General features: G+C 65.0%; 18 protein-coding genes. 13 read left to right on the top strand and 5 right to left on the bottom strand.

What is annotated here, in order from left to right:
- Positions 1 to 426 precede the first annotated feature (426 nt).
- The 5 genes from CAG11_RS02590 (at position 427) to CAG11_RS02570 (ending at position 5776) form a co-directional block, all read left to right on the top strand.
- Entirely contained in the window at positions 427 to 1782 is a 1356-nt protein-coding gene (locus tag CAG11_RS02590) for a pitrilysin family protein (RefSeq protein WP_085594441.1), read from the top strand.
- Complete coding sequence (locus CAG11_RS02585; protein ID WP_085594439.1) at positions 1775 to 3265, top strand: pitrilysin family protein; 1491 nt, start codon at positions 1775 to 1777, stop codon at positions 3263 to 3265. Before CAG11_RS02590 ends, CAG11_RS02585 begins: the two co-directional genes overlap by 8 nt.
- On the top strand, positions 3265 to 3885 hold the full coding sequence (gene rsmD, locus CAG11_RS02580) for a 16S rRNA (guanine(966)-N(2))-methyltransferase RsmD (RefSeq protein WP_085594437.1): 621 nt from the start codon (positions 3265 to 3267) through the stop codon (positions 3883 to 3885). Before CAG11_RS02585 ends, rsmD begins: the two co-directional genes overlap by 1 nt.
- Positions 3886 to 3948: 63 nt before the next feature.
- Positions 3949 to 4950 carry a hydrolase gene (locus tag CAG11_RS02575; RefSeq protein ID WP_053133925.1) on the top strand — a complete coding sequence of 334 codons (1002 nt, stop codon included), beginning with the start codon at positions 3949 to 3951 and terminating at the stop codon, positions 4948 to 4950.
- A complete protein-coding gene (locus tag CAG11_RS02570; RefSeq protein WP_085594435.1) occupies positions 4943 to 5776 on the top strand; it encodes an AraC family transcriptional regulator in 834 nt (277 codons plus the stop codon). The genes CAG11_RS02575 and CAG11_RS02570 overlap by 8 nt, the downstream gene beginning before the upstream one ends.
- A 63-nt stretch (positions 5777 to 5839) precedes the next feature.
- Here CAG11_RS02570 and CAG11_RS02565 read toward each other — a convergent pair whose 3' ends face one another.
- Positions 5840 to 6694, bottom strand: a complete 855-nt coding sequence (locus CAG11_RS02565; RefSeq protein WP_053133920.1) for a sulfurtransferase — start codon at positions 6692 to 6694, stop codon at positions 5840 to 5842.
- A 36-nt stretch (positions 6695 to 6730) separates the two neighbouring features.
- The gene (locus CAG11_RS02560) at positions 6731 to 7402 is read right to left on the bottom strand and encodes a TetR/AcrR family transcriptional regulator (RefSeq protein ID WP_022641646.1); all 672 of its coding nucleotides are present in this window, start codon (positions 7400 to 7402) and stop codon (positions 6731 to 6733) included.
- Between the two features lie 145 nt (positions 7403 to 7547).
- Between CAG11_RS02560 and CAG11_RS02555 the strand changes: the two genes are divergently transcribed.
- The 5 genes from CAG11_RS02555 (at position 7548) to CAG11_RS02535 (ending at position 12273) form a co-directional block, all read left to right on the top strand.
- Positions 7548 to 8978 (top strand): coniferyl aldehyde dehydrogenase, encoded by a 1431-nt coding sequence (locus CAG11_RS02555; protein WP_085594433.1) that lies wholly within the window; start codon positions 7548 to 7550, stop codon positions 8976 to 8978.
- Between the two features lie 80 nt (positions 8979 to 9058).
- On the top strand, positions 9059 to 9604 hold the full coding sequence (locus CAG11_RS02550; protein WP_053133918.1) for a hypothetical protein: 546 nt from the start codon (positions 9059 to 9061) through the stop codon (positions 9602 to 9604).
- A gap of 90 nt (positions 9605 to 9694) precedes the next feature.
- A complete protein-coding gene (locus tag CAG11_RS02545) occupies positions 9695 to 11290 on the top strand; it encodes a GMC family oxidoreductase (RefSeq protein ID WP_022641650.1) in 1596 nt (531 codons plus the stop codon).
- Positions 11291 to 11405: 115 nt separating this feature from the next.
- A complete protein-coding gene (coaD, locus tag CAG11_RS02540) occupies positions 11406 to 11885 on the top strand; it encodes a pantetheine-phosphate adenylyltransferase (RefSeq protein WP_022641651.1) in 480 nt (159 codons plus the stop codon).
- Between the two features lie 136 nt (positions 11886 to 12021).
- On the top strand, positions 12022 to 12273 hold the full coding sequence (locus tag CAG11_RS02535) for a YfhL family 4Fe-4S dicluster ferredoxin (RefSeq protein ID WP_016963552.1): 252 nt from the start codon (positions 12022 to 12024) through the stop codon (positions 12271 to 12273).
- Between the two features lie 84 nt (positions 12274 to 12357).
- Here the strand turns inward: CAG11_RS02535 and mutM are convergent, their stop codons facing one another.
- Both mutM and CAG11_RS02525 read right to left on the bottom strand, forming a co-directional pair.
- Positions 12358 to 13170: a bifunctional DNA-formamidopyrimidine glycosylase/DNA-(apurinic or apyrimidinic site) lyase gene (gene mutM / locus CAG11_RS02530; protein WP_085594431.1), complete on the bottom strand. Its 813-nt coding sequence runs from the start codon at positions 13168 to 13170 to the stop codon at positions 12358 to 12360.
- Positions 13170 to 13982 carry an HDOD domain-containing protein gene (locus CAG11_RS02525; protein ID WP_177409180.1) on the bottom strand — a complete coding sequence of 271 codons (813 nt, stop codon included), beginning with the start codon at positions 13980 to 13982 and terminating at the stop codon, positions 13170 to 13172. Before CAG11_RS02525 ends, mutM begins: the two co-directional genes overlap by 1 nt.
- A gap of 214 nt (positions 13983 to 14196) precedes the next feature.
- Here CAG11_RS02525 and CAG11_RS02520 point away from each other — a divergent pair, with 214 nt between their 5' ends.
- A complete protein-coding gene (locus tag CAG11_RS02520) occupies positions 14197 to 15393 on the top strand; it encodes a class I SAM-dependent rRNA methyltransferase (RefSeq protein ID WP_022641654.1) in 1197 nt (398 codons plus the stop codon).
- A gap of 114 nt (positions 15394 to 15507) precedes the next feature.
- Positions 15508 to 16701 carry an MFS transporter gene (locus CAG11_RS02515; protein WP_085594429.1) on the top strand — a complete coding sequence of 398 codons (1194 nt, stop codon included), beginning with the start codon at positions 15508 to 15510 and terminating at the stop codon, positions 16699 to 16701.
- On the opposite strand, the gene CAG11_RS02510 is transcribed toward CAG11_RS02515, so the two are convergent.
- Positions 16670 to 17248, bottom strand: coding sequence for a hypothetical protein (locus CAG11_RS02510; RefSeq protein WP_085594427.1), 579 nt, complete (start codon positions 17246 to 17248; stop codon positions 16670 to 16672). The genes CAG11_RS02515 and CAG11_RS02510 overlap by 32 nt on opposite strands.
- 300 nt (positions 17249 to 17548) lie before the next feature.
- On the opposite strand from CAG11_RS02510, the gene ilvD reads away from it, so the two are divergent.
- The gene (gene ilvD, locus CAG11_RS02500; protein WP_085594423.1) at positions 17549 to 19390 is read left to right on the top strand and encodes a dihydroxy-acid dehydratase; all 1842 of its coding nucleotides are present in this window, start codon (positions 17549 to 17551) and stop codon (positions 19388 to 19390) included.
- Positions 19391 to 19421: the final 31 nt, after the last annotated feature.

Here is a 19421-nt window from a genome sequence, read left to right as displayed (position 1 = left end):
GAGACGGCTATCTCAAGGTAGCGATGCGCCAGCAGGCGCCTCGGTCAATAAATATTCGATGCAGAACAGACTATGTTTCATCCAGCTTGTTCACGCGCAACATGTTGTCGAAATGCCCGAAAGCATCTCAAGGATCGATTTTACTAAAGGACTGGAGCGGCAAAATCGGCGAAAAGTCGAATTTTAGCTGATAAATCAAGGATTATTGCCGGTAACTCATACAACCCGATCAAGTTATTGCTGACGCGCGAGAACCTGATAGGCGTGGCCGCCAGTAAAACGGATCAGTATCCTAGGGCCTGTCACCCCTCATTACCAGTACCGCGTGGCCACCCGCAGGCCCGGCCTGGCAATGAATGGCGATACGCCCCAACCTCTCGCCCGCAGGCCCATACCCAGCGGGCAGCCCAACAGGTTTAAAAACGAATGAATGCTCTAGCCCGCCGCGCCGCAGGCCTGCTGCTCAGCACAGTTTGTCTGCCTCTTGCAGCCCTGGCTGCCGATCCGCAACCCACCCACGAATTCACCCTCGACAACGGCCTGAAGGTCGTGGTCCGCGAAGACCATCGCGCCCCGGTGGTGGTCTCCCAGGTCTGGTACAAGGTCGGCTCCAGCTACGAAACCCCGGGCCAGACCGGCCTGTCCCACGCCCTGGAACACATGATGTTCAAGGGCAGCGAGAAGGTCGGCCCCGGCGAAGCCTCGTTGATCCTGCGGGACCTGGGCGCCGAGGAGAACGCCTTCACCAGCGACGACTTCACCGCCTACTACCAGGTTCTGGCCCGTGACCGCCTGGGCGTGGCCCTGGAGCTGGAGGCCGATCGCATGGCCAGCCTGCGCCTGCCGGCCGACGAGTTCAGCCGCGAGATCGAGGTGATCAAGGAAGAGCGCCGCCTGCGCACCGACGACAAGCCCCTGTCCAAGGCCTACGAGCGCTTCAAGGCCATGGCCTATCCCGCCAGCGGCTACCACACGCCGACCATCGGCTGGATGGCCGATCTGAACCGGATGAAGGTCGAGGAACTGCGTCATTGGTACCAGTCCTGGTATGTGCCCAACAACGCCACCCTGGTAGTGGTCGGCGACGTCACCCCGGACGAGGTCAAGGCCCTGGCCCAGCGCTACTTCGGCGCGATTCCCAAGCGTGACGTACCGCCAGCGAAGATCCCCATGGAACTGGCCGAGCCCGGCGAGCGCCTGATCACCCTGCACGTGAAGACCCAGCTGCCAAGCCTGATGCTGGCCTTCAACGTGCCAAGCATCGCCACTGCCGAAGACAAGCGCGCGGTCAACGCCCTGCGCCTGGCCTCGGCCTTGCTGGATGGCGGCTACAGCGCGCGCATCCCGACCCAGCTGGAGCGTGGCGAAGAGCTGCTGTCCAACGGCTCGACCAGCTACGACGCCTACACCCGGGGCGACAGCCTGTTCATGCTCTCGGCCACCCCCAACAGCCAGAAGAAGAAAACCATCGCCCAGGCCGAAGCCGGTCTGTGGCGCATGCTGGACCAGTTGAAGACCACCCCGCCGTCCGCAGAAGAGCTGGAACGCGTGCGGGCCCAGGTGATCGCCGGTCTGGTCTATGAACGCGACTCCATCACCAGCCAGGCCACCGCCATCGGCCAGCTGGAAACCGTCGGCCTCTCGTGGAAGCTGATGGACACCGAGCTTGCCGAACTGCAAAGCGTGACCCCGGAAGATATCCAGAAGGCTGCACGCACCTATTTCACCCGGCAACGTATGAGCGTGGCCCACGTACTGCCTGAGGAATCCGCTCATGACTAAGCGCAAGAATGCTTCGCCGATCCTCCTGGGCGCCGCGCTTGTGGCGCTGATCACCGCTGGTGGCCTGTACCTGTCGCGCTCCGGCGAAAGCAACGCCAGCCAGGCCCTGGACAACGCCAAGAGCAGCCAGAAGCTGCAGTCCCTGGCCGAACTGGACGGCAAGGCTCCCAGCCATCGCAATCTCAATGTGCAGACCTGGAACACCGCCGAAGGCGCCAAGGTATTGTTCGTCGAGGCCCGCGAGCTGCCGATGTTCGACATGCGACTGATCTTCGCCGCCGGCAGCAGCCAGGATGGCAATACCTCCGGCCTGGCCCTGCTGACCAACGCCATGCTCAACGAGGGTGTGCCCGGCAAGGACGTTGGCGCCATCGCCCGGGGCTTTGAAAGCCTGGGAGCAGATATCGGCAACGGCGCCTACAAGGACATGGCCGTGGTCTCGCTGCGCAGCCTCAGCGCGGTGGATAAACGCCAGCCGGCGCTGAATCTGTTTGCCGAAGTGGTGGGCAAGCCGACCTTCCCTGCCGACTCCCTGGCACGGATCAAGAACCAGTTGCTCGCCGGCTTCGAGTACCAGAAGCAAAACCCCGGCAAGCTGGCCAGCCTGGAGCTGATGCAGCGCCTGTACGGCAACCATCCCTATGCCCATGCCAGCGAAGGCAATGCCAAGAGCGTTCCAGACATTAGCCTGGCGCAACTGCAAGCGTTCCACGCCAAGGCCTATACCGCTGGCAATGGGGTGATCGCCCTGGTCGGCGACCTCTCGCGCAGCGATGCCGAGGCGATTGCCGCCCAGGTCTCCGCCGCCCTGCCCAAGGGCCCGGCCCTGGCCAAGATCGCCCAACCCAGCGAACCCAAGGCCAGCATCGGCCATATCGAGTTCCCTTCGACCCAGACCAACCTGCTGCTGGCGCAACTGGGGATCGACCGTGACGACCCGGACTACGCTGCGGTCTCCCTGGGCAACCAGATCCTTGGCGGCGGTGGTTTCGGTACCCGGCTGATGAGCGAAGTCCGCGAGAAGCGCGGCCTGACCTACGGCGTCTACTCCGGCTTCACCCCGATGCAGGTTCGTGGCCCGTTCATGATCAACCTGCAGACCCGCGCCGAGATGAGCGAAGGCACCCTCAAGCTGGTGCAAGACGTATTCGCCGACTACCTGAAGAACGGCCCGACCCAGAAGGAACTGGACGACGCCAAGCGTGAACTGGCCGGCAGCTTCCCGCTATCCACCGCCAGCAACGCCGATATCGTCGGCCAGCTGGGCGCCATGGGCTTCTACAATCTGCCGTTGAGCTACCTGGAAGATTTCATGCGCCAATCCCAGGCGCTGACCGTGGAGCAGGTCAAGGCCGCCATGAACAAACACTTGAGCGTCGACAAGATGGTGATCGTCAGCGCCGGCCCGACCGTCGCCCAGAAGCCGTTGCCGCCCCCTACTGACAAACCCGCCGAGCAGCCGCTCGGGGTTCCGGAGCACTGATGGCCCGTCCAGCCCGTCCCACCAAGAAACCCGCCCACAACCCACACAACGGCGTGGGCCAGCTGCGCATCATTGGCGGCGAGTGGCGCAGCCGCAAGCTGAGCTTCCCCGACCTGCCGGGATTGCGCCCGACCCCGGACCGGGTGCGCGAGACCCTGTTCAACTGGCTCGCGCCCTACGTGCCCGGAGCCAAGGTGATCGACCTGTTCGCCGGCAGCGGCGCGGTATTCCTCGAGGCCCTGTCCCGTGGCGCCGCCAGTGGCCTGGCCCTGGACAACAGCAGCGTCGCGGTATCCAGCCTGCGCGAGCACCTGGGCACCCTGCGCTGCACCGTCGCTCAAGTGCAGACCGCCGACGCCCTGCGCTACCTGGAGACCCAGCCGGCGAGCGCCTTCGACCTGGCGTTCCTCGACCCGCCCTTCCACCAGGACCTGCTGCCCGCCGCCTGCGCCCTGCTGGAAGAGCGCGGCTGGCTGGCGGACGACGCCTGGATCTACACCGAAAGCGAGGCCGCCCCTTCCTCCCTGGGCCTGCCGATGCGCTGGCGCCTGCACCGTGAACAAAAATCCGGGCAGGTGTATTACTCCTTGTGGCAACGTATGGCAGACAACGCCGGCTAACGCCGGCCGGAACAAGGTGCGCGGCCCGGCCGGGCCGCGCACCGCTGCATCGAGATACTCCCCGTGCCCGACTCGCCAGATCGCTTCATCCCTGCCTTCGGCCTAGGCAATCCGCACCTGCAGACCCTGTGGGGCCCGCTGTGGCGTCCGGCCACCGCGCTACAGCACCAGCGCGAACGCCTGTGGCTGGACGATGGCGACTTCCTCGACCTGGACTGGCACGGCCCCCATAGCGCCGAGGCACCGCTGGTGCTGGTGTTGCATGGCCTGACCGGCTCCTCCAGCTCGCACTATGTGGCCGGCCTGCAGCAAGCCCTGGCGGCCCAGGGCTGGGCCAGTGCGGCGCTGAACTGGCGTGGCTGCTCCGGCGAGCCCAACCTGCTGCCACGCAGCTATCACTCCGGCGCCAGCGAAGACCTGGCCGCAGCCATCGCCCACCTGCGGGCCAAGCGCCCCCAGGCGCCGCTGTATGCGGTGGGTTACTCCCTGGGTGGCAACGTGCTGCTCAAGTACCTGGGGGAAACCGGTAGCGCCAGTTTCCTGCAAGGCGCCACCGCGGTGTCGGTGCCATTTCGCCTGGACCAGTGTGCCGATCGCATCGGCCAGGGGTTTTCGCGGATCTACCAGGCGCACTTCATGCGCGAGATGCTGGCCTACATCAAGGACAAGCAGCGCCAGTTCCAGCACGACGGCCGCCATGAAGGCCTGGCGACCCTGGCGCAGTTGGGCCCGCTGACGCGGATGCGCACCTTCTGGGACTTCGATGGCCGGGTCACCGCGCCGCTGCATGGCTTTGCCGATGCCCAGGACTATTACCGGCGCGCCTCCAGCCGCTATTTCCTTGGGGAAATCCGCACGCCGACCCTGATCATCCAGGCCGCCGACGACCCATTCGTGTTCCCCCACAGCCTGCCCGAAGCCAGCGAACTGTCGGCCAGCACCCGCTTCGAGCTGCAGGCCAAGGGCGGCCACGTGGGTTTCGTCGACGGTACCCTCAAGCAGCCCGGCTACTATCTGGAGCGCCGGATTCCCCAATGGCTGGCAGGCCTGGGTCGCCATGGATAAGTCGTCCCGGGAATCGATCCGCTTCTGGCAGACCGCGCCCCTGACCGGGGTCGAGTTGCTGTCCGCGCGCTACATCGAGCACCGTTTCGTACCCCATGTGCATGACGGCTTCGTGATCGGCATGATCATGGCCGGCGCCCAGCGCTACCGCTATCGGGGCGCCGAACACCTGGCAGGCAGCGGCACCCTGGTGCTGATCAACCCCGATGAACTGCACACCGGTGCCAAGGGCACCGAGGACGGCTGGTTGTACCGGGCCTTCTACCCGGACAACCGGCAGGTGCTGGGGCTGCTGGATGAACTGGAGCTACCCAGTGGCACCTTGCCGGCCTTCGGCGCGACGCTGTACCGCGACCCGGACCTGGTCAAGGGCTTCGTGCACCTGCATCACTTGCTGGAAAGCCCGGCCACCGCCCTGCAGCAACAGACCCTGTGGCGGGAAATGCTGCTCCGGCTGCTGCAACGCCATGCCAGGGTCAAGGCGCCCCGCGAACCGGGGCAGGAACATCGGGCCATAGTGCAAGCCAAGGAACTGCTGCGCACCCAGCTGGCTGAACCGCCATCGTTGGAGGAACTGGCGGCGGCGGTGAACCTGTCGCCATTTCACTTTGCCCGGGTATTCCGCCGCGCCACCGGGATTCCGCCCCACACCTGGCTGATGCAGCAGCGCATCGCCAAGGCCCGGGCCCTCTTGCGCGACGGCTGCCTGCCGCTGGAGGTGGCGACCCAACTGGGGTTTGCCGACCAGAGCCATCTGAATCGGCAGTTCAAGCAGGTCTATGGAGTCGCCCCGGCGGCCTACCGCAGCGCCTTGCAGGCACCCTGAACCCGGCTTGGGCCCGGTTGAAGTGACGCGCGGCCCGGGGCTGCCAGGCCCGCAACGACGGGCTCAGTCGCCCTTGGCCACAGGCCGCCGGGAGTCGGTGATCCACTCGCTCCAGGAGCCGGCATACAAGCGGGCCAGCGGGTACCCGGCCAGGCACAGGGCGAAGAGGTTGTGGCAGGCCGTCACCCCCGAACCGCAATAGGCCACCAGTTGCTCCGGCGAACGCCCGGCGAGTTTTTCGGCAAAGCGCTGCTTGAGCTGCTCCACCGGCAGGAAACGCCCATCACTGCCCAGGTTGTCGGTGAACGCCGCGCACTGCGCGCCGGGAATGTGCCCGGCCACCGGATCGATAGGCTCCACGTCGCCACGAAAACGCGGCAGGGCCCGGGCGTCCAGCAGGGTCAGGTCCGATTGGCCCAGGCGCTGTTGCAAGTGCGCCGCGTCCAGCAGCAGGTGCGAGTCCGGCTGGCCGCTGAAGTGACCTTGGACGGCAGGCGGCGGATCCAGGCTCAGGGGCAGGCCCGCGGCGTGCCAGGCCTTGAGGCCACCATCGAGGATGAACACCCCATCACGCTTGCCCAGCCAGGCCAGCAGCCACCAGGCGCGGGCGGCATAAGCGCCGGGTCCATCGTCATACAGCACGATCTCGCTGTCGTTATCGATCCCCCAGGCTTGCAGGCGCTCCACCAGGCGGGCCGGGTCCGGCAGCGGGTGCCGGCCGGTCGCGCCCTTGACCACAGGTCCGCTCAGGTCCCGGTTCAAGTCGGCGAAATGCGCCCCGGCCAGGTGCCCCTCGGCATAGCTGCGTTGCCCGTAGTCCGGGTCTTCCAGGGCAAAGCGACAATCCAGGATCACCAGGCCGGGCTGCTGTCTCTTCTGGTCCAGGGCTAGCGGGCTGATCAATTGCGCGAGGGGCATAGCGGGCTCCTGTGAATAAGTGTCGAAGGCTTGATCCTACTGCACTTCTTCCAAGGCTTGGGCCAGGGGCACATAAAACTCTTCGAACAGTTTGTTGACCTCGCCCCGCGCCTGCTCGGTGACGAAACCGGCCTCCAGGACCAGCACCTGGTAGACACCACGCTTGATCGCTTCCTCACTCAGGTGGGTGGAGTTCTCGCGGGTGGTGCACAGGAACCGCACCCAGGAGGTGAGGATGATCCAGGCATTGAGGGTCAGGGATTCGATCTGCACCCTGTCCATGGCGATGATCCCGGCGTCGACGAAACGCCCGTAGATGGCCATGCCCTGGATCAGGCAGCGCTGGGAGAAGCGCCGGTAACGCGCCGCCAGGTCGGGATCGCTGTCCAGCAGGTGCTCCAGGTCGCGGTGCAGGAAGCGGTAGCGCCACATGGCCGCCAGCAGGGCCTGCAGGTAGTAGCGCTTGTCCTCCACGGTGGCGGCACGCCCGGGCGGCGGACGCAGGAAGCTGTCCACCAGGCTCTCGTACTCGGCGAAGAGCACGGCGATGATCGCCTGCTTGTTGGGGAAGTGGTAGTACAGGTTCCCCGGGGATATCTCCATATGCGCCGCAATATGGTTGGTGCTGACGTTGCGTTCGCCCTGCTGGTTGAAGAGCTCGAGGCTGAACTGGACGATGCGCTCGCGGGTTTTTATACGTGGGGCCATGGATACGGGCTTTATTCGGAAGACTGGGGACATTTTACGACCTATCCCCCTGGGGATAAATCGACACCGGCACGGGAGGAGCAATTGACAATCTAGAGTATAAGCTCTAAAAAACTAGCCACCTCACAAAATTCGGAGCCCGATCATGTCTGCCGAGATCGCCTATCTTCAGGATTCCCTCCAGCAACAGGACGGGCTGCTCGAGCTGTTCGAAGCTCAGCGCCGGGCCTATGCCGCCCATCCGATGCCGCCAGCCGCCCAGCGCGACCAATGGCTCAAGGCCCTGCAGGACTTGCTCAATACCGAACGCCAGGCGCTGATCGACGCCATCAGCCAGGACTTCAGCAACCGCAGCGCCGATGAAACCCTGCTGGCGGAAATCATGCCCAGCCTGCATGGCATCCACTATGCCCGCAAGCACCTCAAGCGCTGGATGAAACCCTCCCGCCGCGCTGTCGGCATGGCCTTCCAGCCAGCCTCGGCCAAGGTGATCTACCAGCCCCTGGGCGTTGTGGGCATCATCGTGCCCTGGAACTACCCGTTGTTCCTGTGCATGGGACCGCTCACCGGCGCCCTGGCCGCCGGCAACCGGGTCATGCTCAAGCTCAGCGAGTCGACCCCCGCCACCGGCCTGCTGCTCAAGCAACTGCTGGCGCGGATCTTCCCCGAAGACCTGGTCTGCGTGGTCCTGGGCGAGGCGGAAGTGGGCATGGCCTTCTCCAAGCTGCGCTTCGATCACCTGCTGTTCACCGGCGCCACCAGCATCGGCAAGCATGTGATGCGCGCCGCGGCGGAGAACCTGACCCCGGTGACCCTGGAGCTGGGCGGCAAATCCCCGGCCATCGTCTCCCATACCGTGCCACTCAAGGACGCCGCCGAGCGCATCGCCTTCGGCAAGACCATGAATGCCGGCCAGACCTGCGTCGCCCCGGACTACGTGCTGGTACCGGAGGACCGTGTGGAGGCCTTCGTCGACACTTATCGCCAGGTGGTGCGTGGGTTCTTCCCGACCCTGGTGGACAACCCCGACTACACCGCGATCATCAACCAGCGCCAGCTCTCGCGGCTCAACGGCTACCTGAGCGACGCCACCAGCAAAGGCGCGCAGTTGGTGCCGCTGTTCGACCAGGGGCAGGAACGCCGCCTGCCCCACAGCCTGCTGCTCAATGTCAGCGACGACATGACGGTGATGCAGGACGAGATCTTCGGCCCGATCCTGCCCATCGTGCCCTACAAGACGCTGGACCAGGCCCTGGCCTATGTCACCGAGCGGCCACGGCCCCTGGCGCTGTACTACTTCGGCTACGACAAGGCCGAGCAGCAGCGGGTCCTCACCGAGACCCACTCCGGCGGCGCCTGCATGAACGACACGTTGCTGCACGTGACCCAGGATGACCTGCCTTTTGGTGGCATCGGCCCTTCCGGCATGGGTCACTATCACGGTCACGAGGGCTTCCTGACCTTCAGCAAGGCCAAGGGGGTGTTCATCAAGCAGCGCTTCAACGCCGCCCGCCTGATCTACCCACCCTACGGCAAGTCGATCCAGAAACTGATCCAGAAGCTGTTCATCCGCTAGGAGCCTTGAAACCGCAGCGATTGCCAGCGCAGTCGCTGCTCGAGATTTTTCAACCAGTCGATTGCAGGGTAATAACAACAATGACCCCTAGCCTGTCTGAAACACCCGCGCTGTCGCGGCGCGGCCTGCTGAAAATCGGCCTCTGCGCCAGTGCCTTCCTGGCCACCGCCGGCCTTGGCGCCAGCCTCAGCGGTTGCTCCGCCAGCACACCAGCCAACGGCTATGCCATCTTGCGCAGCAATGAATTGCCGTTTCTGCGAGCGTTGATCCCAGTGATGCTCGAAGGTGCCGTGGCAGTGGACAGGATGTCCGCTGCCGTCGACGGCGCCCTGGTAAACCTGGACAACGCCCTCAACCATTTATCTCCGGAGATGCTCAAGCTGACCCAGCAACTGTTCGACGTGCTGGGCATGGCCGTGACCCGTGGGCCACTGACGGGAATCTGGGGCAGTTGGGAGAACGCCAGCGCCGAGGACATCCGCAACTTCCTCAGTCGCTGGGAAAACAGCTACCTGTCGCTGCTGCGCATGGGCCACGCCTCGCTGCTGCAACTGGTGATGATGGCCTGGTATACCCGCCCCGAGTCCTGGGCTCACTGCGGCTACCCCGGGCCACCCAAGGTCTGACCCAGCCAGCCGTTGGCACTGGCCGCGCCCGGGAGAGACGCGGCTACCGTGCCGTTGCGCCACGACATCGATAATAAGAGAGCACCCGATATGCCTGTACCTGATCTGTTTCGCGAAGGCCTGACTCGTGGCTGGAAAACCTACAACGGCTCGCAACTGGAGCAGGACCTGACCCTGGAGGCCGATGTCGCCATCGTCGGCAGTGGTGCCGGGGGCGGTACCACGGCCGAGATCCTCAGCGCCGCCGGCTACAAGGTGCTGCTGATCGAGGAAGGCCCGCTCAAGACCAGCGACGACTTCAAGATGCTCGAGGACCAGGCCTACACCAGCCTGTACCAGGAAGGTATCGGGCGCATGAGCAAGGACGGCGCCATCACCATCCTCCAGGGGCGCGCCGTGGGCGGCACCACCCTGATCAACTGGACCTCGAGCTTCCGCACCCCCGACCCGACCCTCGAGCACTGGGCCCGGGAGCATGGCGTGGTGGGCCACAGCTCGGCCGAAATGGCCCCCTGGTTCGAGAAGATGGAGCAGCGCCTGGGAGTCGCGCCCTGGGTCATGCCGCCCAACGCCAACAACGACGTGATCCGCAAGGGCTGCGAAGCCCTGGGCTACAGCTGGCACGTGATCCCGCGCAACGTACGCGGCTGCTGGAACCTGGGCTACTGCGGCCTGGGCTGCCCGACCAACGCCAAGCAGTCGATGCTGGTGACCACTATCCCGGCGACCCTGGAGAAAGGCGGCGAACTGCTGTACCTGGCCCGGGCCGACCGCCTGCAACTCGATGGCGACCGGGTCACCGGCCTGCAATGCCTGGCCATGGACGCTCGCTGCGTGGCACCCACCGGCCGCAAGATCATGGTCAAGGCCAAGCACTACGTACTGTCCGGCGGCGGCATCAACAGCCCGGCCCTGCTGCTGCGCTCCGATGCCCCGGACCCGCATTCGCGCCTGGGCAAGCGTACGTTCCTGCACCTGGTGAACTTCTCCGCCGGACAGTTCGACGAGGTGATCAACCCTTTCTACGGCGCGCCGCAGTCGATCTATTCCGACCATTTCCAATGGCAGGACGGCACCACCGGCAAGATGGCCTACAAACTCGAGGTACCGCCGCTGCAACCCGCCCTGGCCAGCACCCTGCTGGGCGGTTTCGGCCCCCAGAGCGGCCTGACCATGGAGCAACTGCCCCATACCCACGCCATGCTGGCCCTGCTGCGGGACGGCTTTCATCCCGATAGCACCGGCGGCAACGTCGAACTGCGCGGCGACGGCAGCCCGGTGCTCGACTACCAGGTCTCGCCCTATGCCTGGGATGGCCTGCGCCGGGCCTTCCACAGCATGGCCGAGATCCAGTTCGCCGGCGGCGCCAAGGCGGTCAAGCCGCTGCACAGCGATGCACGGTTCGCCAAGACCCTGGCCGAGGTCCGCAGCCAGATCGACGGCCTGGAGCTGGCCCTGTACCGCACCCGCCTGGGCAGCGCCCACGTGATGGGCGGCTGCGCCATGGGCCAGGATCCGAAGGTCGCCGTAGCCGACAGCCTTGGCCGCCACCACCAGTTGCGTAACCTGTCGATCCATGACGGCTCGCTGTTCCCCACCAGCATCGGCGCCAACCCGCAGCTGTCGGTGTACGGCTTGACCGCACAGCTGGCCACGGCCCTGGCCGAGCGCTTGAAAACCGCGTGATGAGGCTCGGTATCGATGATGTCCGCGGGCACTTGTACTCCAAAAGGCGACTTGGCCGACCGGAAAGGCTGCGATACCATCCGATTCCCCAACGGATTCCCGCCAGGACGACGCGATGAACCGAGTGCTGTACCCAGGAACCTTCGACCCTATTACCAAGGGCCACGGCGATCTGGTCGAACGCGCCTCGCGGCTGTTCGACCACGTGATCATCGCCGTCGCCGCCAGCCCCAAGAAAAACCCGCTCTTCCCCCTGGAACAGCGCGTGGAGCTGGCGCGAGAGGTGACCAAGCACCTGCCCAACGTTGAAGTCGTGGGCTTTTCGACGCTATTGGCGCATTTCGCCAAGGAGCAGAACGCCAATGTCTTCCTGCGCGGCCTGCGGGCCGTTTCGGATTTCGAATACGAATTCCAACTGGCCAACATGAACCGCCAACTGGCTCCGGACGTGGAAAGCCTGTTCCTCACCCCGTCCGAGCGCTATTCGTTCATTTCCTCGACGCTGGTCCGGGAAATCGCGGCCCTGGGGGGCGATATCACCAAGTTCGTCCATCCGGCGGTCGCCGAAGCCTTGACCCTGCGCTTCAAGAAATAAGCCATCTGGCCCCCGCCAAGGGGGCCTGCGCCCGGTGTCAGCCATCGCGCCCGCGTGCACTGCGGGCGTCAATACGGCACAATTGCGCGCATTCGTTTCTACATGCCCGGGCCCGCCGCCCAGGCCGGAGTACCCCATGTCCCTGATCATCACCGACGATTGCATCAACTGCGACGTCTGCGAACCCGAGTGCCCCAACGCGGCCATTTCCCAAGGCGAAGAGATCTACGTCATCGACCCGAACCTGTGCACCCAGTGCGTCGGCCACTACGACGAGCCGCAGTGCCAGCAGGTGTGCCCGGTGGATTGCATTCCCCTGGACGAGAACCGTCCGGAAACCGAAGAAGAGCTGATGGCCAAGTATCGCAAGATCACCGGCAAGGCCTGATCCGCCAGAAGCCCTGGCGGCCCCGGCGCTTGCCAGGGCGCGGCCGGATGGATGCTGGCAGGCGCGCCGCCAGTAATGCCGGGATCAGCTCTGGCAGCGTGGGCAGTAGACGCTGGCACGCTGGCCCAGCTTGATTTCGCGCAATCCCGTGCCGCAGACCTTGCAGTGCTCCCCGCCTCGCCCGTAGACGAACAGTTCCTGCTGGAAGTAGCCGGGCTGGCCATCGCCGCCGATGAAGTCGCGCAAGGTGGTGCCACCCTGCAAGATAGCCGCCGCCAGGATCCGCTTGATCTCGATCGCCAGCTTCAAATAGCGCGCCCGGGAAATGCCCTTGGCCTCGCGACGTGGGTCGATGCCCGCGGCGAACAAGGCTTCTGTGGCGTAGATGTTGCCCACCCCCACCACCACCGCGTTGTCCATGATGAACGGCTTGACCGCCATGGAACGCCCGCGGGACATCTGGAACAGGCGCTCGCCGTCGAACAGGTCGGTCAGTGGCTCCGGACCCAGCCGCGAAAGCAACTCGTGGTTCAACGGGTCAAGGCTCCAGAGCATGGCGCCAAAGCGCCGTGGATCGGTGTAGCGCAGGGCCAGCCCCGACTCCAGTTCGATATCCACATGCTCATGCTTGGCCGCCGGCAGGCCGACTTCCACCAACCGCAGGTTGCCCGACATGCCCAAGTGGCTGATCAGGGTGCCGACTTCGGCATTGATCAGCAGGTACTTGGCCCGGCGGTCGACCTGGACGATCCGCTGCCCGGACAGGCGTATGTCCAGGTCCTCGGGGATCGGCCAGCGCAGGCGCCGGTCACGGACGATCACCCGGCTGACCTTCTGGCCTTCCAGGTGCGGCGCTATCCCGCGCCGGGTGGTTTCGACCTCGGGGAGTTCAGGCATCAGTGGGCGCCCAGTTCGCGCACGGTTTCCTTGAGGTTCTCGAAGTCGTAGTCCGACAGGCCGACATAATCGAGGACCAGGTGGCCGATGCTGTTCCATTCATGGTCTACGACCTGGTTGCCCAGTACCCGGTACGAGGAGCAGATGTGCTCGGCCATCTTCAGGATCGCCAGCAGGTTCTTCAGCTGGCTGTTGCGCGAGGACTCGTCGCTGAAGATCGCCAGGGCGTTGTGATGGTTGGCGATGGCGATGGTCACGTGCTCCGGCAGGCGCCAGGACTTGGCCGTGTAGTAGCCGACCACCGCATGGTTGGTGTTGAAGACCCGGTTCTCGGTATCCACTACCCGCTGTTCGGGCCCGGCACTGCCATAGGCTTCTTCCAGCACGGTCATGTAGTCGGGGAAGCGCTTGAGCATCAGCGGCACGCCGCAGTCATGGAACAGGCCCAGCGCATAGGCCTCGTCCACGGCCTGGGCGCCGGTGCGCTTGGCCAGGGTCAGGCAGGTCATGGCCACGTCCTGGGCGGTGTCCCAGAAGCGGTTGAGAGTGACGATGGTCTCGTCGCTCATCTCGCCCTTGATCGACTGTGCGTTGATCAGGTTGATGATCGAGCGGCTGCCCAGGAGGTTCACCGCACGCTGGATCGAAGCGATCTTGTTGCTCAGCCCGTAATAGGGCGAGTTGACGATCTTCAGCAGCGCGCCAGACAGGCCAGGGTCCTGGGAGATCAGCTTGGCGATCACCTCGAGGTCGGGATCGGGCATGTACTGCTCCATCTGCAGATCCACCATGATCTGCGGCTGGGGCGGCACACTGATGCCTTGCAGGGCCTGTTGAATCTGTTCGGCGGATAGCTCTTGGGACATAAGTACACACTCTGGGTCAGGCGGCGATTCTACCCCCTATCTCGGCAATGTTGGGCAAACCGACAGGAACTTTACCTTGCGCATTTAGCCGCAGGTCCAATGGCCATCACCGAACGCCTACGAAGGGGTATAATCGCGCCCTTTTTTCCGGAGCGACGTCATGTCCCTGCCAAGCCTGCGCCTCAAAGCCAACGCCGACCGCCGCCTGCGCGCCGGCCACCTGTGGGTCTACAGCAACGAGATCGATGTAGCCGCCACTCCCCTGCACGGCTTCAAGGCAGGCGACCAGGCGCTGCTGGAAGCTGCCGGTGGCAAGCCCCTGGGCATCGTCGCCATGAGCCCCAACAACCTGATCTGCGCTCGCCTGTTGTCGCGCGATGCCAAGCTGGCCCTGGACAAGTCGCTGCTGGTGCACCGCCTGAACGTGGCCCTGTCCCTGCGCGAGCGGCTGTTCGACAAGCCCTTCTACCGCCTGGTGTACGGCGACTCCGACCTGCTGCCAGGCCTGGTGGTGGATCGTTTCGGCGACATCCTGGTGGTGCAGTTGGCCTCGGCCACCATGGAACGCCACAAGGACGACGTGATCGCCGCCCTGGTCCAGGTGCTCAAGCCCAGCGGCATCCTGTTCAAGAACGACTCCGCCGCCCGTGACGCCGAAGGCCTGGAGCGCTACGTCGACACGGTGTTCGGCGTGGTGCCGGAGTGGGTCGCCCTGGAAGAGAACGGCGTGAAGTTCGAAGCCCCGGTGATGGAAGGCCAGAAGACCGGCTGGTTCTACGACCACCGCATGAACCGCGCGCGCCTGGCGCCCTACGTCAAGGGCAAGCGCGTGCTGGACCTGTTCAGCTATATCGGTGGTTGGGGCGTGCAGGCCGGTGCGTTCGGCGCCAGCGAAGTGTTCTGCGTCGACGCTTCGGGCTTCGCCCTCGATGGCGTGGAGCGCAACGCCGCGCTGAACGGCATCGCCGACAAGCTCACCTGCATCGAAGGCGATGTATTCGAGGCCCTCAAGGAACTCAAGGCCGCCGAAGAGCGCTTCGACGTGATCGTTGCCGACCCGCCCGCCTTCATCAAGCGCAAGAAGGACCTGAAGAACGGCGAAGGCGCCTACCGCCGCCTCAACGAGCAGGCCATGCGCCTGCTGACCAAGGACGGCATCCTGGTCAGCGCCTCGTGCTCGATGCACCTGCCCGAGGACGACCTGCAGAACATCCTGCTGACCAGCGCCCGCCACCTGGATCGCAACATCCAACTGCTCGAGCGCGGCGGCCAGGGCCCGGATCACCCGGTGCACCCGGCCATCCCGGAAACCCGCTACATCAAGAGCATCACCTGCCGCCTGCTGCCCAACAGCTGAGGCCGGCCGGCTGGCCATTGCCGTCGACGACGGGAGTGGCCAGCGCCATCCATTGACTTTGCCGGGCCACGACTCGATCCTCGGGACCACCTCAAGGACCGAGCACCCCGCATCATGGACCCCGCATCCAACGCCACGCAGAAGACCCCGGCCATCATCCTGTTGATGACCATGACCCTGCTGGGAGTCTTTCCGCTGGATGTCATCCTGCCCTCCTTCCCTGCCCTGGCCGAACGCTTCCAGACCTCGAGCGCCGACATCGCGCTGTCCGTCAGCCTGTTCGCCATCGGCCTGTCCTTTTCCCTGATGCTGGTTGGCCCGCTATCGGACTCCCTGGGCCGCAAGAAGCTGTTGCTGGGGGGCATGAGCGTGGCCCTGGTCGGCGCGGCCGGCTGCGTCGTCGCCAGCCAATACTCGTGGTTCCTGTTCTTCCGCGTGGTCCAGGCCATGGGTTGCGGTTGCTTCGTTCTATCCCAGGCCCTGGTCCAGGACCTGTTCGAAGGCAAGGAACAGGAACGCCTGCGCATCGCCATGGTCACCGCCAGCGGGATCTTCATTTCCCTGTCCCCGCTGTTCGGCACCTGGCTGCAGGAACGACTCGGCTGGCAAGGCAGCTTCGAGGTGTTCGCGGCCATCGGCCTGCTGGTGATCCTCATGGCCTGGCTGCTGCTGGAAAACACCCCGGGCACGGCCAAGGGCCGCCAGCGCAATATCTTCGCCGCGTACCGGCTGGTCTGCGCGGAGCCGCGCTTCGTGGGCTACTGGCTGATCTCGGCGCTGGCCTTTGCCTGCCATTTCTCGTTCATCGTCACCTCGCCGATCATCTTCATGGAGCAGTTGCAGCTCTCGCCCTACCAGTATTCCCTGGTGCTCCTGCTATACGGCGCGGCCTATATCCTGGGCGGGCTCGCCGCCGGAGCGATGAACCGGCATCTGCGGGCCAACACCCAGATCATCGCCGGCTTGTTGCTGATCGCCCTGTCCGGGCTGCTGATGCTGTTTCTCCAGCGCTTCGAACCGAGCGCCAGCAGCGTACTGCTACCGATGATCGTCTGCACCGCAGGCACGACTATCACCCGGCCGGTCGCCACGTCCCGGGCCATGGGCCTGTTTGCGCAGAACGCAGGGACCTCGGCCTCGGCCGGCAACATGATCATCTTCACCTGTGGCGGCCTGATAAGCGGCTTCATCAACCTGGCCAGCGATAACCTGGCCATGGCCCTGGGCCTGTGCTTCCTGGTGCTCAGCACCAGCGCCCTGGGCCTGAACAGCCTGGTCAACCGGCACAATCAACGGGCTTGCGCCTGAGCCCCCTGGCGCGCCATGACTGGCCGAGAAACAGTGCAACCGAGAACGCCAGGGGCGGGCCGGCAAAGAAGGCCAGCGCCAGCACCTCGCTCTTGAAGGGGTCCAGGTGCCGATAGGCAAGCCAGAGCTTGAACAGCTTCTGCGCCAGCCAGGGCCACGGCAACGCCAGCAGCAGCCACAGGCCGTTTTCCAGCAGGCGTCGCCCCAACCGGGGGCCATCCTGGGCCAAGGTGGCGCCCACTAACGCGATCACCAACAGCGCAGCAGCGATGCCACACACCACCAGCAGGGTCCCGGGCAGCACCTGGCATGCCAGCGCCAGCGCTGCCGAGAACAGCCCAACCAGCAGCACGGCGACCCAACTGCGCAACCGCCGCCACTGCTCGCCCTGCAATTGCAAGGTGGTGCCGCCCGCCAGCACGGCAGCAGCCAGCACTGCCATGGCGCTGGAGTCCCAGCCGCTATGGAGCAGCAACCACATCAGCACGATGCCCTGCACCGCGCCAACCACCAGGTACAACCTCAAGGAGCGAAAAGAAGCGAGCATTCCAGTTCCGTTGGCATGTGATCCAAAGGCCGCGAGTCTAAAGCAAGGACCGGGCTGCGGTCGCGTGCAGGACGATCGAAACCGCAGAGCGGCCACGGCATTCCTTCCTGACGCCAGCGGTGTAGAATCGGGCGTATTCATCGCCAGTCATCCCCGGCGGGTTTATGAGCTCAGGCTGAGTCTCGCGGCGATCCCGCGAGGTCATCGGCAGCTTCGGACACACGGCCATTTCTGAGTGTTCCCGAGGTCAGTAGAAGCTCACTCCCCATTTGTCACCTGATTAGCCGCCTGGAGTGCTTCATGCCTGATTACCGTTCGAAAACGTCCACCCACGGTCGCAACATGGCCGGTGCCCGCGCCCTGTGGCGCGCCACGGGGATGAAAGATGCCGACTTCAAGAAGCCGATCATCGCCGTTGCCAACTCCTTCACCCAGTTCGTCCCGGGCCATGTGCACCTGAAGGACCTGGGCCAGCTGGTCGCCCGCGAAATCGAACGCGCCGGTGGCGTGGCCAAGGAATTCAACACCATCGCCGTGGACGACGGCATCGCCATGGGCCATGACGGCATGCTGTATTCGCTGCCCAGCCGCGAGATCATCGCCGACTCCGTGGAATACATGGTCAACGCCCACTGCGCCGACGCCATCGTCTGCATCTCCAACTGCGACAAGATCACCCCCGGCATGCTGATGGCCGCCCTGCGCCTGAACATCCCGGTGATCTTCGTCTCCGGCGGGCCGATGGAAGCCGGCAAGACCAAGCTCGCCTCCCACGGCCTGGACCTGGTGGACGCCATGGTCATCGCCGCCGACTCCAGCGCTTCTGACGAGAAGGTCGCGGAGTACGAGCGCAGCGCCTGCCCGACCTGCGGTTCGTGCTCCGGCATGTTCACCGCCAACTCCATGAACTGCCTGACCGAAGCCCTGGGCCTCGCCCTGCCGGGCAACGGTTCGACCCTGGCCACCCACGCCGACCGCGAACAGCTGTTCCTGCAGGCCGGCCGCACCATCGTCGAGCTGTGCCAGCGCTACTACGGCGAGAACGACGAGTCCGTGCTGCCGCGCAGCATCGCCAACTTCAAGGCGTTCGAGAACGCGATGATGCTGGACATCGCCATGGGCGGCTCGACCAACACCATCCTGCACCTGCTGGCCGCCGCCCAGGAGGGCGAAGTCGAGTTCGACCTGCGCGACATCGATCGCCTGTCGCGCAAGGTGCCGCAGCTGTGCAAGGTGGCGCCGAACATCCAGAAGTACCACATGGAAGACGTGCACCGCGCCGGCGGCATCTTCAGCATCCTCGGTTCGCTGGCCCGTGGCGGCCTGCTGCACACCGACCTGCCGACCGTGCACAGCGCCAGCATGGAGCAAGCCATCGCCAAGTGGGACATCACCCAGACCGATGACGAGGCCGTGCACACCTTCTTCAAGGCTGGCCCGGCCGGGATCCCGACCCAGACCGCCTTCAGCCAGTCGACCCGCTGGGAAACCCTGGACGACGACCGCGAGAACGGCTGCATCCGCAGCGTCGAGCACGCCTACTCCCAAGAAGGCGGCCTGGCCGTGCTGTACGGCAACATCGCCCTGGACGGCTGCGTGGTGAAGACCGCCGGCGTGGATGAGTCGATCCATGTGTTCGAAGGCAACGCCAAGATCTTCGAAAGCCAGGACAGCGCGGTACGCGGCATCCTCGCCGACGAGGTGAAGGAAGGCGACATCGTGATCATCCGCTATGAAGGCCCCAAGGGCGGCCCGGGCATGCAGGAAATGCTGTACCCGACCTCGTACCTGAAGTCCAAGGGCCTGGGCAAGGCCTGCGCCCTGCTCACCGACGGTCGCTTCTCCGGCGGCACCTCGGGCCTGTCCATCGGTCATGCTTCGCCGGAAGCCGCCGCCGGCGGTGCCATCGGCCTGGTCAAGGACGGCGACAAGGTGCTGATCGACATCCCCAACCGCTCGATCAACCTGCTGGTCAGCGACGAGGAACTGGCGGCCCGCCGAATCGAGCAGGACAAGAAGGGCTGGAAGCCGGCGGAGGTGCGTCCACGCAAGGTGACCACCGCCCTGAAGGCCTATGCCCTGCTGGCCACCAGCGCCGACAAGGGCGCGGTCCGCAACAAGGCCCTGCTCGACAGCCTGTGATCGCCACCGGCAAATGAAAATGCCCCGCCAT

This window comes from Pseudomonas sp. B6(2017), assembly GCF_002112765.1.
GTDB lineage: Bacteria > Pseudomonadota > Gammaproteobacteria > Pseudomonadales > Pseudomonadaceae > Aquipseudomonas > Aquipseudomonas piscis.
This window is presented reverse-complemented; position numbering and strand designations above follow the sequence as displayed.

What these genes read in the sequence shown, in the direction of transcription:
- CAG11_RS02510 (WP_085594427.1), bottom strand. Translation starts at nt 17,248, where the DNA reads ATGCTCGCTTCTTTTCGCTCCTTGAGGTTGTACCTGGTGGTTGGCGCG.
- CAG11_RS02565 (WP_053133920.1), bottom strand. Translation starts at nt 6,694, where the DNA reads ATGCCCCTCGCGCAATTGATCAGCCCGCTAGCCCTGGACCAGAAGAGA.
- rsmD (WP_085594437.1), top strand. Translation starts at nt 3,265, where the DNA reads ATGGCCCGTCCAGCCCGTCCCACCAAGAAACCCGCCCACAACCCACAC.
- CAG11_RS02545 (WP_022641650.1), top strand. Translation starts at nt 9,695, where the DNA reads ATGCCTGTACCTGATCTGTTTCGCGAAGGCCTGACTCGTGGCTGGAAA.
- CAG11_RS02515 (WP_085594429.1), top strand. Translation starts at nt 15,508, where the DNA reads ATGGACCCCGCATCCAACGCCACGCAGAAGACCCCGGCCATCATCCTG.
- CAG11_RS02555 (WP_085594433.1), top strand. Translation starts at nt 7,548, where the DNA reads ATGTCTGCCGAGATCGCCTATCTTCAGGATTCCCTCCAGCAACAGGAC.
- mutM (WP_085594431.1), bottom strand. Translation starts at nt 13,170, where the DNA reads ATGCCTGAACTCCCCGAGGTCGAAACCACCCGGCGCGGGATAGCGCCG.
- CAG11_RS02560 (WP_022641646.1), bottom strand. Translation starts at nt 7,402, where the DNA reads ATGGCCCCACGTATAAAAACCCGCGAGCGCATCGTCCAGTTCAGCCTC.
- CAG11_RS02550 (WP_053133918.1), top strand. Translation starts at nt 9,059, where the DNA reads ATGACCCCTAGCCTGTCTGAAACACCCGCGCTGTCGCGGCGCGGCCTG.
- CAG11_RS02570 (WP_085594435.1), top strand. Translation starts at nt 4,943, where the DNA reads ATGGATAAGTCGTCCCGGGAATCGATCCGCTTCTGGCAGACCGCGCCC.
- CAG11_RS02590 (WP_085594441.1), top strand. Translation starts at nt 427, where the DNA reads ATGAATGCTCTAGCCCGCCGCGCCGCAGGCCTGCTGCTCAGCACAGTT.
- CAG11_RS02520 (WP_022641654.1), top strand. Translation starts at nt 14,197, where the DNA reads ATGTCCCTGCCAAGCCTGCGCCTCAAAGCCAACGCCGACCGCCGCCTG.
- CAG11_RS02535 (WP_016963552.1), top strand. Translation starts at nt 12,022, where the DNA reads ATGTCCCTGATCATCACCGACGATTGCATCAACTGCGACGTCTGCGAA.
- coaD (WP_022641651.1), top strand. Translation starts at nt 11,406, where the DNA reads ATGAACCGAGTGCTGTACCCAGGAACCTTCGACCCTATTACCAAGGGC.
- CAG11_RS02585 (WP_085594439.1), top strand. Translation starts at nt 1,775, where the DNA reads ATGACTAAGCGCAAGAATGCTTCGCCGATCCTCCTGGGCGCCGCGCTT.
- ilvD (WP_085594423.1), top strand. Translation starts at nt 17,549, where the DNA reads ATGCCTGATTACCGTTCGAAAACGTCCACCCACGGTCGCAACATGGCC.